At 69.3% G+C, this 11,957-nt stretch carries 9 protein-coding genes; all 9 read right to left on the reverse strand.

From position 1 onward, the window contains the following. Positions 1 to 85 precede the first annotated feature (85 nt). The 9 genes from VH571_RS11885 to VH571_RS11925 all read right to left on the reverse strand — a co-directional run bounded on the left by VH571_RS11885 (position 86) and on the right by VH571_RS11925 (position 11,957). Entirely contained in the window at positions 86 to 1,318 is a 1,233-nt protein-coding gene (locus tag VH571_RS11885; protein WP_423264768.1) for an FAD-dependent monooxygenase, read from the reverse strand. 141 nt (positions 1,319 to 1,459) lie between these two features. After that, entirely contained in the window at positions 1,460 to 3,970 is a 2,511-nt protein-coding gene (locus VH571_RS11890; RefSeq protein ID WP_423264770.1) for a CDP-glycerol glycerophosphotransferase family protein, read from the reverse strand. A gap of 62 nt (positions 3,971 to 4,032) precedes the next feature. Next, complete coding sequence (locus tag VH571_RS11895; RefSeq protein ID WP_423264772.1) at positions 4,033 to 5,658, reverse strand: CDP-glycerol glycerophosphotransferase family protein; 1,626 nt, start codon at positions 5,656 to 5,658, stop codon at positions 4,033 to 4,035. A 37-nt stretch (positions 5,659 to 5,695) separates the two neighbouring features. Beyond that, on the reverse strand, positions 5,696 to 6,757 hold the full coding sequence (locus VH571_RS11900; protein WP_423264774.1) for a hypothetical protein: 1,062 nt from the start codon (positions 6,755 to 6,757) through the stop codon (positions 5,696 to 5,698). Further along, positions 6,754 to 8,022 (reverse strand): ATP-binding protein, encoded by a 1,269-nt coding sequence (locus VH571_RS11905; protein ID WP_423264777.1) that lies wholly within the window; start codon positions 8,020 to 8,022, stop codon positions 6,754 to 6,756. Before VH571_RS11905 ends, VH571_RS11900 begins: the two co-directional genes overlap by 4 nt. Positions 8,023 to 8,202: 180 nt before the next feature. Continuing rightward, complete coding sequence (locus tag VH571_RS11910) at positions 8,203 to 8,877, reverse strand: hypothetical protein (RefSeq protein WP_423264778.1); 675 nt, start codon at positions 8,875 to 8,877, stop codon at positions 8,203 to 8,205. After that, complete coding sequence (locus VH571_RS11915) at positions 8,874 to 9,620, reverse strand: ANTAR domain-containing protein (RefSeq protein WP_423264779.1); 747 nt, start codon at positions 9,618 to 9,620, stop codon at positions 8,874 to 8,876. Before VH571_RS11915 ends, VH571_RS11910 begins: the two co-directional genes overlap by 4 nt. Before the next feature lie 20 nt (positions 9,621 to 9,640). After that, positions 9,641 to 10,345: a GAF and ANTAR domain-containing protein gene (locus VH571_RS11920; RefSeq protein ID WP_423264780.1), complete on the reverse strand. Its 705-nt coding sequence runs from the start codon at positions 10,343 to 10,345 to the stop codon at positions 9,641 to 9,643. A 238-nt stretch (positions 10,346 to 10,583) separates the two neighbouring features. Beyond that, complete coding sequence (locus VH571_RS11925; protein ID WP_423264781.1) at positions 10,584 to 11,957, reverse strand: hypothetical protein; 1,374 nt, start codon at positions 11,955 to 11,957, stop codon at positions 10,584 to 10,586.

Here is an 11,957-nt window from a genome sequence, read left to right on the forward strand (position 1 = left end):
CGATAGGGCCCGCCTCACCCTCGGGTGCGGCGGGCTTTTCCGCTGTCCGGTCGGCGGCGGGCGATGCTGACCGTAATCTGCTCGACTAGCGCGCCCGAACCTCGAGGTGCGCGTAGTCGGGCAGATCGATCTTGTCGGACGGCGGCCGGAAGAACCGCCCGCCGAGCGCCGAGATCACACCGCTCGACGCGACCCGCAGGCCCGCGCGGAACACCGCCAGCCCGGCCCTGGTGCGTGGATTCGCGATCTGCGGAACCCCCGGCGGCAGCTTCTGCGCCTGCTCGACATACGGCCGCATGATCCGCTCGTAGCTGGCGAAAGCGTCGCGGTGATCGACGTGCGCGGCGAGCTCGCCGGCGAGAACGTAGGCACCGACGATCGACAGGCTCGTGCCCATGCCGCTCACCGGCGAGGCGCACCACGCCGCGTCTCCTGTCAGCGCCACTCGGCCCCTCGTCCACGACGGCGCCTTCACCTGGCCCAGTGTCTCGAAGTAGATGTCATCGGCGTCGTCGAGGGCGTCGAGCACTCGCCGGGCCTCCCAGCCGACGTCAGCGAAGTGTTCGCGCAGGTGCTGCTTCTGCTGCTCGGTGGTTCGACGCTTGTCACGCGCCGACGACGGATCGCCGTAGATCACCGACGACAGCACCGCACGTGTGGTTCCGTGCCGGTCAGGCCGCAGGGTGACGGCCCGACCGCCCGGCTCGTTGTACCAGCGCCACCACGGGGTGTCGCTGTCGGTGCGCGGAATCGTGAGATAGGTCATCTCCATGCCGATCGGCTCGACGACGGCGTCCCCGAAGACCAGCGAGCGGGTCGACGACCCGATGCCGTCGGCCGCGACCACCAAATCGAAGGATCCGCGGGCACCGCTCTCGAACACCACGTCGACGGCCGACCCCGTGTCGTCGAGCTCGGCGATCCGGTCACCGTAGAGGTAGGTCGTGCCGGGCTCACCGTCAAGGCTTTTCGAGGCCTCGACGAAAATGAGCGACAGATCACCGCGGAGAATCTCGAGCTCGGCCGTCGCCCCCTCGGTGTCGCTGGCCTTGACCGGGAACTCGGCGACGACCGCTCCGCCCTTGCCGAGGAACCGCGTTCCGACCTCGCCTGTCGTGCCCGCTCGGACGGCTTCTTCGAGCCCCGCTCGGCGGAGCACCTCCCGGGCAGCGCCGCGAATGTCGATGTTCTGACCGCCGCTGCGGAACTCGGGCGCCCGCTCGACGACGGTGGTCTGCCAGCCGTAGCGATTCAGCCAGAACGCGAGTGCGGGGCCGGCGATGCTGGCGCCGGAGATCAGGGCGGTGGGACGGCTCATGGGGTGCCTTTCGTCGACGTCCATTCTTGCGACTGCCGTCGACTTCGGCCCGGGGCCCGCGCTCCTAGTCACGATTCGCGGGTTTAGTCGCGGAATTCCGCGACTAAACCTGCGAAACGCGACTAGACGGCGCCGAGCCCCTTAGACCCGAGCGAAGCCGACCGCAGCACCGAACTGCCCGAGCGCCATGGCGTTGTAGGCGTCGACGTCGAACGGCTGGGAGGTCACCTCGCCGCGCAGGAACGCGCGAATTCCCTCGGCGAGGCCGTCGACCGAGGCGGGCACCACGTGGATCACTCCCTCGGGCAACGCGTCGGCAATCGACCCGAACTCGGTCGACACGATCGGCAGACCGAGCGTCGCCGCTTCGAGCAGCACCATGGGCTGGCCCTCGTAGTCGCTCGAGAGCACGAAGCAGTCGGCTGCTCGCAGCACCGAGAACGGATTGCGCAGGGCACCGGTGAGAAACGCGACGCCGCGAAGCCCGAGCCGGTCGATCTCAGCCTCGAGCTCCGCCTCGAGCGGGCCGTGCCCGACGAGCAGCAGCCGGAGCGCCGACCCCTCCTCGGACGACGAGCGCACCGCCGCGAACGCGGCGAGCAGCCGCTTCTGGTTCTTCTCGCGCGTGTAGCGGCCGACGGTGACGAGCCAGACGGAGTCGTCGTCGCGCCCCAGGGCCTCGACCCACTCGGGGACTGCGCCGTCAGCGGCCAGCGGCTCGCCCTCGAAGACGGGTGCGGGGGCGAGCCGACGGATCCTCGTGGCGTCGACGAGGTTGACCGCGGAGTCGATGGTGCGCGACCCGAGAGCCGAGGGCGGGAGCTTCCGCTGGTTGATCGCGGCGAGCGCCGGTGACACGGCCACCAGCGAGTCGTACGACGGGTAGAGGCCGAAGAGGGCCGGCAGGCTGACGGCGAGCGGTCGCTTGCCCGCAACCTCGCGCCCCACCTCGGCGGCGAGGTCGTTGTGCAGCCAGATCGAGCGCGGTGCGTCGGGCGAGTGCAGCAGCAGCGTCGCCCAGAAAGGGCTGTAGCCGCTGAAGTCGACGACGAAATCGAAGGTCGACGATCCGAAGCACCGCGTCCACTCGTCGTCCCAGAGGATCTGCTGCCCGGCATCGGCCGCGTGCGCGTCGGCGACTCCGCGGCGGTAGAGCAGCCGGCGTCGCAACTGCTGGGCTTTCGGGCCGTTCATGCCGCCTTCGCGGCGGAAGTGCCGCACCGAACCCGCTACCGCGTCGGCGTTGTGCACCTGCTGCGGCGACTTGGTCACCGTGTAGGCGATGCTCACGTCGTAGCGGTCGGTCGGCAGTGCGGCCAGGAGGTTAAGGCCCGCCGACGTGATCCCGTTCGACGCGAGGTCTCCGACGTGCACCAGCACCGAGGTGCGGTTCGAGGCCGAGGCGGACGCCGACGGCTCGAGGATCCGATACCCCTCGGTTCGATCTCGGAACACGACGTCGATCACGCGAGCGGCGCTGTGCTCGGGGCGGGGCACGAAGCGGGCCTGCCAGGCGGCACGGGCGTCGGTGCGGAGCTCGGGGTCCGCCGGATCCTGGGCCGTGATCACCCGGGCGACGTCGACGATCTCGGAGCACACCGGGCCGGGGAGTTCGTCGGCCTCGAAGTACATGCCACGGTCGGCGCCGTACGACGACGCGTCGGGGGCGAAGAACACGATGCGGCGACCGGTCGCCAGGAAGTCGAAGAAGCTCGACGAGTAGTCGGTGATGAGGGTGTCGACGACGCCGAGGAGTCGGTTGGTCGGGATGCGCCCCGGCACGAGCACCCGTGCGAGCTGCGGGTTGCCGCCGACGAAGCGCTCGAGGATCTGGTGGGTCTTGAGCAGAACGACGTAGTCGCTGCCGAGTCTCGCCTGCAGGTCGGTGACACGCGCGAGCAGCAGGTCGATGTCGTCGGACGGGTCGCCGAACGACTCGCCCCTCCAGGTGGGCGCGTAGAGGACGACGCGGCGGCGGCCGATGGCGAGGCCCGCCGAGACCAGCTCGTCGACGACGCGCACCCGGTCTGCCTCGGTGAGCTCTTGGCGGTCGACTCGGGGGTAGCCCTCCTCGAGGATCCGGCCCCGGAAGAACCCGTCGAGCTTGTAGGCCGAGCCGTACATCGTCTCGGTCATGAACGGGTTCTGAGCGAGCAGGTAGTCGGCGGCGACGAAGTTGCGGAGGGTGTTGCCCGACTGCCGTGCCCCACCCGGCATGTCGAAGCCCATCGCCTTGAGCGGGGTGCCGTGCCACGTGTTGAGGTAGACCTGACCGGGCCGTTTCGAGAACCACTGCGGGAACGTCGCGTTGTTGATCAGGTACTTGCTGGTCGACACGGCGCGGAGGTAGGCGAGCGACTCGCGGAGCACGAAGCGCACGCGAGGATCGCGGCGGAATTCGCGCAGCGTGGCTTCGTCGTCGATGTGCGCTCGGTCGAGCACCCAGACGTGCTTCAGGTGCGCGAAGTCGGGTGCGTCGAGCAGCTCGCGGAAGAGCGCCTCGGGGTTGCAGAGCAGGCCGGTGCCCGCGAACGCCTCGTAGAGCACGGTGTCGTCGCGGATCGTGTCACGCCGAAATCGCGCGAGCGCCTCCATCCGGGCGGCCTTCAGCCCGATGCGGGCGGTGCGGTTCAGTATGGACGGCACGTTCATGGGATCTCCTCGCGGGGATCACTGCCCCCGGAGCATTAGACCGTGAACTGGCAGAGAAACGCCTAAGAACGCGCCGAGCCGGGCCGGACGTCAGCCTTGGCGGTCTCGCCGAGAGCCACCCAGAAGGGGTGCCGGGTGGCGACCACGACCGCGTCGAATCGGCTGAGGCCGAAGAGGCGTTGCAATTCGGCGCGCCACTGCGACGGCGGACGCCGGCCGGTGACGCGAGCGGCGAATGACCAGAACTTCGAGCCCTCGAGGCCGCCCTGCCGCACGACGACACGGATCCTTCGGTCTTGGCTCTTCTGCCACGCGATGAACTCCCGCTTGCGCGAATCGGAGACGAGCACGGTGAGGTCGGTCGTGTCGAGGTCGATCGCGGCGATCTCGCGGTCGACGACGGCGGGATCCCAGCGGTCGGTCGGGCCACCGGCGACGAGGAGCACGCGAGGCGCGGTCGACTCGTTCAGGGCTCGCGACCGGTCGGGGTCGACGACACCGCGGAACACCGCGTCAACGACCCGTGCCGTTGCGCGCCCGTCGTCGTCGCCGGCGAATCGGCGCCGTGCCACCGCGAGTCGCTCGACACCCGCCTCGTCGAGCGGAGCCCGAACCGACTCGGCCAGCTCGGCCAGGGTGGTCGTGACGCGGCCGGGCCAGGTCGACGGCTCGAGATACAGGCCCCGATAGTCGCCGTAGTCACCGATATCGGGCACGAAGAAATGCAGGGGCCGACCCGTCGTCAGAAAGTCGAAGAAGACGCTCGAATAGTCGGTGACGAGGTGGTCGGTGACCGCGAGCACGCGGTTGGTCGGCAGGTCGTTCGGCACGAGCAGACCGGTGCCCGCTCGCTCGCTCACGCTGTCGTGCACCACCTGATGCGCCTTGAGTGCGACCCGGTAGTCGTCACCGAGCAGGTCTTGCAGGTCGCGGGCCTGGTCGACGAGGATCCGGGGATCGTCGGGGCGCACGAACGACGTGCCCTTCCACGTCGGTGCGAACAGCACCAGCCGGCGTCCGTCGAGGTCGAGGCCGGCGTCCCGGAGGGCCGCGATCGTCTCCTCGCGCTCCCCCGCGTCGGCGAACTGGGCGTCGACCCGCGGCAGCCCGAGCTGCAGAACCCGCCCGTCGAACAGCCCGTCGAGCCGGTGCGCCTGCCGATACAGGGTGTCGGTCATGTAGTCGCCGCTCGAGAGCAGATAGTCGGCGTGCAAGAAGGTGCGCAGCACGTTGGCGACCCGGGCGGGCTGGTCGTCGATGTCGAAGCCCATCTTCTTCAGCGGCGTCCCGTGCCAGGTGTTCAGCACCACTTGGCCGTCTCGACGGCTGAACCAGCGCGGAAAGGTGGAGTTCGTGACGAGGTACCCCGCCGTCGACACGGCTCGGGCGTACGCCTTCGAGCCGGGCTCGACGAACCGGACCCGGGGATCGCCTCCGAACTCGGTGAGGACCAGGTCGTGATCGTGCCCGGGCCGGAGAGACCAGATGAAGCGGAGGTCGGCGAAGCCGGGATCCTTGATGAGTGCTCGGAAGATCGCCTCGGGGTTGCAGAGAGCGCCGTTGCCGTCGAACGACTCGAAGAAGACCACTCGCCGATCGACCGGACGCCGCCGCGAGAACGCGCGCGACTCGACCTCCATCGCCCGGTGTGCCGTGCGACGAAGCGAGGTCAGGGTGGGGGTGGCCATGGCAGGTCGAGACTACTGCTTTCGACCCTCGGGCTTATCAGGGCGTCGTGATGCTGACGGCGTCGTGAAGGGTCGGCTCGGGGGCGACAGCCCGCGGCAGCTCGAGCCAGAGGTCGACCTGGTCGTCTTCGCCGTCGAGGCCGAGCGCGACGGCCACGGGGTCGACCGACATGGCGGCCACGGTGATCGCGGTGGGTGAATCGCCCGGCGCCGTGCGAATGATGATCCGATCCGAGGTCAGCCCTGTGATCGCCGTGGCGACCTGCCCGAGCAGGCGCTCCAGATCGATGGGATCGAGGTCGTCGAGGCCGCCGTCGTCGTTCACCTGGACTACGGCCCCGCGTCGTCGATGGAGCATGACCTGCTCGCGGATCTCGCGGCTCAGTAGCTGACGTCCGCGGATCTCGTCTCGAATGGTCTGTTCGAGCAGCCGGCACTCCGCCCTGTCCTCCGCGGTGAGTCGACCACGCTTGTCGCTGATCGCCCGGAGCATCGGTGCGGCGACCAGTGCGGTGGTGCCGAGGCGCACCTGGCGCTCGGCGTGGAAGGCCTCCTGTGCGGCGCGCCACGTCGCCGCTTGGCGCTCCGATTCGACGTGCCGAGAGATCTCCGCGCCGGTCACCCCGATAGCCCACGCCGAGACGGTGACGACGGCCACCATCAAGATCGTGGCGATGATTCCGAAGTGCAGAAGACCCCACGGGCCAGCCCAGACCAGGGTCTGCACGACAAGCCCTGTCAGAACCAGCCAGGCGAGTCTCTGGCGGTGACGCAGCAGCAACTCCACGACCAGACACACGACGCCGCTGACGTACCAGGCGCCGTTCGAGAACGAGTCCGTCGACGGGTTCAGGGCGGCGCTCCCGAGTATGGGGAGCAGGAGCCCGACGATCGCGATGAAGCCGGCACGGCGGTGAGACGGAGCGGCGTTCTGGGGCGCGAAGACGCACATGGTGAACGCGGTCGCGAAGAGCGCGAGTCCGATCGCCGGCTGCACCACCTCGGGCTTCGACACCACGACCACGAGACCGAAGACGATCGCGAACAGCGCGAAACTCGTGACAAGGCCGAGAGTCAGCCACCTCGGGACGTTGATCATGGAAGCACCCGTCGTTCCTCTTCGGTGTAGAGGTCGGTGCCGACGATGGCCACCGAACCCCAGCTCAACACGATGCGGGTGCCGGCTCCCGGGGCCGACTCGACATCGACACGCCCCTCGAGGGCTCGAAGCTCCCGAGCCGCCTCGTTCCCGCGCCCACCGCCCTGCAGCCCGATCGACCCAGGGTCGAAGCCGCACCCGTCGTCTTCGACGATGAGTCGAATGCCGTCGGATCCCAGCGGGTGACCCCGAAGGGTTCGACGAGTGGCTCCCTCGGCGTGCTGCACGCTGTTCGCGAGCGAGTGCACCAGCACGCCCACGAGAGCGTGAGCGACCTCCGGGGGCAGCATCACGACCTCCACCGCGGTCAGATCCTGGTCGAAGTGGCTCAGCCAGATGCCGAGTTGCTCGCATCGCTGGGCGAGCACCTGGCCGAACGGCAGGACCTGCTCGTTGCGGCCGACCGCGTTGACGTGCATCAGTACGCGCAAAGAATTCGCCGCCATCCGCGACGCGAGGTCTTCCGATTCGGCGTCGCCCGCCGAAGCCGCCGAGAGGAACGTGGTCAGCACGGCGTCGTGGAGCAGCGCGTCGGTTCGGTTGCGCTCGTGCTCGGTCGCATCTTCGAGCTGCGACGCCGCGAAGGTGTCGACCGCCAGCTGCTGCCTGTTCGCGGCGGCCACGACCCGGTGGCGGACGGTCCCGAGCAGCAACACCAAGACGAGGGAGAGGCCGACCATGAACAGGCCGTCCACAGCGACGTCGGAGAGAGCGACGTCGCCGCGGATCCTGAGACCGATGCTCGCTAAAGCACTGACGACGAACGCGAACACCATCGGCACGACACGGGAGCGGGCGCCCCGCGCAAGATACGCGGCACCGACGGGCGACAGGGCGATCAACCAGGGCATGGGATCCGTCGAGACCGGTGGCGTCAACGTAGCCGCCCACAGCAGCAGCGCACCCGCGTAGACCGCCGCACCGAGCAGAAAGAACAGCCTGGCGCGGGCCGGCACGACGAGAGGGCCGAGCCCCGCCAGGATGGCGAGGCCGACCATCGACATGACGACGCCGCCGAGCGGATCCGCTAACGACGGGGCATCGGCGACGAACGAATCGGCGGTTTGCAACGAGTAGAGGACGCCGAACCCGCCGACGATCAGGTCGAAGAGACGATCGAACCGACGCATTCCGGCATCGACGATCCGGCCCGAAGCGGAAACCCGGGGCACCGGCCATCGCGAAACGACAGAGGACGAAATCACGCTGATTCCTCTGTGCACTGGATTGCCCGTCACGATCAAGACCCGCCTCCCCGGCTAAGTTGCTCAACCGTAAATGCTGCGTCTCGCCGGCGCACGAACCCACTTAGGGGCATCGCGCCCCCACTTCGCGGCGCACCGCGACCCCCGCTCACCTCCGATCGGTGGACGACCGCGGCTAGCTCAGACCGCCGCGACGACCACCCACGCCACGGCCGACAGACCGACGAGGCGCACACTCGTCGCCACGATCGCGGAACCCCGCCACACGGCGACGAACTCCCCGATCGCAGTCGCCAGAGCCAGCAGCGTGATCAGTACGATCGTGACGCAGACCGGGCTCCCGACGATTCCCGCCCCGACCTGATGGAACGCCACGATGCCCCACGGCACGATTCCGACCGCCGCGCCGTAGCCGAGCGCCCGGCGCGACCCCGTGCCACTGCCGGCACCTGCTCCAGCCACGGCCCTCTCGCGGGCGCTGACCGCCTGCACCATCCCGAACAGCACCCCGGCCGACGCGAGCGCATAGATGCCGACGAGCGCCCCGACGTCTCTCACGCCGTTGAGCTCAGCGACCACGAACACCGCGATCGGGCTGGTCAGCAGCGGGTCGACCCACGCTGTCCACCTCGGCGGCACGAACCTTGCGAGGGCGAGGAGGGCGGCCACCACGGCGAACGCGATGCCGACGTCGACCCGCGAGACGAGCTGGGCCGTGTCGCCCCCGAGGGCTGCCGTGACCGGGCGGAGCGCAGGATCCTGGGCTCCCGCCACCACGACCAGCACGACCGCCTGCAGTGCGAACGCGGTCCCGGCTCCGCGTCGCGCTCGTTCCGACCCGGCCGCCCGGCTCACGGCGCGCTCGCTCCCCGCGGCGGTGTCGGCAGCTCGATCTTCACGCTGCCGTCGATGACACCGGCGGCGACGGCAGACAGCGACGTCTGGCTGGACCGGGAGTGGTAGCGGATCAAGCGGTAGGCGGAGTCCATGTCGAGCTGGTGGGTGTGCGATATGACGCCCTTGGCCTGCTCGATGACGACTCTGCTGTCGAGGGCCCGCTGAAGTTGCTCACGGACCATGGTGCTGTCGCGGATGACCCTCTCCTGCAGCACGCTGATCGTCGCGACGTCGGCCAGCGCCTGGGCGGCAGTGGCATCGGAGTCGTTCAGCGCGCCCTCGTGGTCGCGGAAGAGGTTCAGCGACCCGATCGTCTCCCCGCGAAGGCGGAGCGGGATCGCGTGCACCGAGACGTAGCCCGACTCGGATGCCGCGTCGGCGAACGTGGGCCACCGGTCGTGCATCTCAGCCCTGCTCGTCACCGACACCACCCGACCGCTCGTCACCGCTTCGACGCAGGGCCCCTCGCCGGCCCGGAGCTGCATGAGGCCGATGCTGCGGCTCGCCTCGCCCGTCGAGACGATCACTTCGAGGTGCCGGTCGTCCGGGCCGAGAATGATGCCGGCAGCGGATGCGTCGAAGAGGTCGGTGCAGCGATCGACGAGGGTCTGCAGCAGGTCGATGATGTCGTAGTCGGCCACCAGGGAGTCCGCGAGGGTCACGAAGGTGCGAACGAGAAGGGTCTCGCGAGAATCGGACACGGTTTCCTCAAATCCTGGAATCAATTGTCGAAGGCGGTGAAGTCAAGTGTGCGTGCCACGACATCGGCGGCGATGTCGCGGACCGGGCGCCCGCTGGCGAAGGCGTGGCCCCGAAGAACGAGGAGTGCATCGACCGGAGTGATGCCCATCTGCGCGAGCACCATTCCGGTCGCCTGATGCACTTCGCGGCGCGAGTAGTCGCCCGCGCTGCTTCCAGCATCCTCGTCCTCGCTCTCCACCGCCAGAAGTGATCGGCGCAGAACCTGCCGGGCGAGGATCGTCGACAGCAGACCCGCGTCGGCCACCTGCCGCGAGCTCATCGCCCCCGAGACGCGCGAGTAGAGGTCGATGGCCCCGACGTTGATGCCGGCGACGACCAGCGGAAAGGCGAACACCGCTGCCAGCCCGGTCTCGCAGAGAGCCTGCCGGGCCAGAGGCCACGAGGTCTCCGACGAGTGCTGCAGGTCGGGCTCGAAGACGGGAAGGCGGGTCGAGAGCGCCTCCCAGCAGGGCCCCTCGCCGAGGTCGATCTGGATCTCGTCCCACTGGGCGGCCGAGTCGTCCGTGACGCAGATGGTCTCGGAGCCGAGAGGGTCGCCCAGGGTCGAGACGGCCGCACCGGTCACACCGATCGCCGCCACGAACGGGCCGCAGAGGTCGGAATCCGGTTCGAACGCCTGCGCCAGAGCGAGAGCCGCATCCGAGAAGTCGAGCCGCTCAACCACAGGCGCACCGAGGCCCCGCTGGCACGAGTCGGTGCGTCATCATGGGGCCTCCAGGAGCCTGCGTTCATCCCGTGATCGGGTCACGGGGCGCTGGGCCTAGGTGTCGGCCGTGCCTCACCTTAGCCGTGGTGGGCGCCTGCCCGGTCCGCTTCGAGTCGAACGCGCGCGGCTAGACGCGCGAAGCCTGCCCGCACGAAGCATGGGCCGCGAGACAGCGATGCGGCCGAGCGGCGTCAGCTCATCGGCCGCTGAGGTCGAACGGTGCCTGCCCCGAGTCGACCGTGGTGAGGTAGCCGCCATCGGCGAGCGCCGAAGGAAGGGCGACGGCACCGCGCACCCTCGGCACCCCGCGCACGAGGTCGATCTCGATGACCGTTCCCGTGCCGGCCCGCGTCACGAAGAGCTGCGAGCCGTCGTCGGTCGCTGCGAGAAAGCGCGCCTGCGAGCCGGTGCCGGTGGTCTGACCGAGAGTGGGCAGAACAACGCTCTTCTTCGTGCCGGTGAAGAGCCCGTCTCGACCCCTGCTGACGAGAGTGAGGGTGTCGGTGCCGTCGTGGGTGACGACCGCGGCAGCAAAGCCCTTCGCGACAGCCGCCCGCGTGGCGACTCCGGTGCCGAGCGAGACGGTTGCGACGCGCGAGGTGCGGGTCGACGAGGAGGTCAGCAGCGCCTCGATATCGGCGGCCGGCTGCGTCGATGTCGGCGCGGACTGGGCCTGCGTTCCGACCGCTGTCGTGCCGTCGGGAGCCATGCGCGGGCGGTAGCTCTGCACCGCGACCTGCGGGTAGGGGGTACTCGTCGACCGCCCGAAGCCGCGCTTGGTCACCGGCACCGTCTCGAAGCCGTCGTGCAGGGTGGATCCGATCACCCGGCCGTCGGCACTGACGATCGGGCCATGCGGATACGCACCGAGCGCCGTCGTTGCGGTGACCGGCGGGGTCGAATCTCCCTTCAGGATCCTCGACACCGAGTACGAATCGAACCGACCCCCCGCGGTCACGACGAGCCGGAGCGGCGACCCGACCAAAAACGTCTCCATCTCTTCGGTGCCGGTCTCCCCCGTCGTCGCCAGCTTGACCTCAGAGGTCGTGATCCGCGCCGTTTCGATCCTCTTCTTCGCGAGGTCGATGACGCTGACCTGCTGCTTCGTCGACCCGTCGAAGTCGGAGCCGACGGCGATGTACCGGCGTGACGGGTCGGTGGCGAGCCAGCCCGCGCGCTCCCACCGCCCATCCGCGTTCAGGATCCGATAGCTCGCCACGACCGACGGACGCCCCGTGGCCGAGATGCTCACCACCTCGAGCTGCGGCTTCGACTCGTCCATGAAGGCGATGCGCCCGTGCCCGAGCTGCACAGTGCCGGCGTGCGTGCCGAATTCGATGCCCTTGAGGCTGCCGGTGCGTCGTCCCGTCGCGGGGTCGACGACGTAGACCGCGTGTGCCGCGGGGTCGGCGGCGACGAGCCAGTCGTGGCCGGCCGAGGTGGTGTGAGTCGCTCGGGTGGGGGCCGCCGTGGCCGCGGTGGCCGGAAGTGGCGCGGTAACGGCCGCGCCGACGAGCAGCGCGAGGCCGACGGTCGCCGCCTGGATGCGGGTGAGGGAGGGAGATCTCAT

Source organism: Frondihabitans sp. 4ASC-45 (assembly GCF_049472575.1).
Taxonomy (GTDB): domain Bacteria; phylum Actinomycetota; class Actinomycetes; order Actinomycetales; family Microbacteriaceae; genus Frondihabitans.

Coding starts and splice junctions, on each gene's coding strand:
- VH571_RS11885 (WP_423264768.1), bottom strand. CDS start 1,318: ATGAGCCGTCCCACCGCCCTGATCTCCGGCGCCAGCATCGCCGGCCCC.
- VH571_RS11890 (WP_423264770.1), bottom strand. CDS start 3,970: ATGAACGTGCCGTCCATACTGAACCGCACCGCCCGCATCGGGCTGAAG.
- VH571_RS11895 (WP_423264772.1), bottom strand. CDS start 5,658: ATGGCCACCCCCACCCTGACCTCGCTTCGTCGCACGGCACACCGGGCG.
- VH571_RS11900 (WP_423264774.1), bottom strand. CDS start 6,757: ATGATCAACGTCCCGAGGTGGCTGACTCTCGGCCTTGTCACGAGTTTC.
- VH571_RS11925 (WP_423264781.1), bottom strand. CDS start 11,957: ATGAGATCTCCCTCCCTCACCCGCATCCAGGCGGCGACCGTCGGCCTC.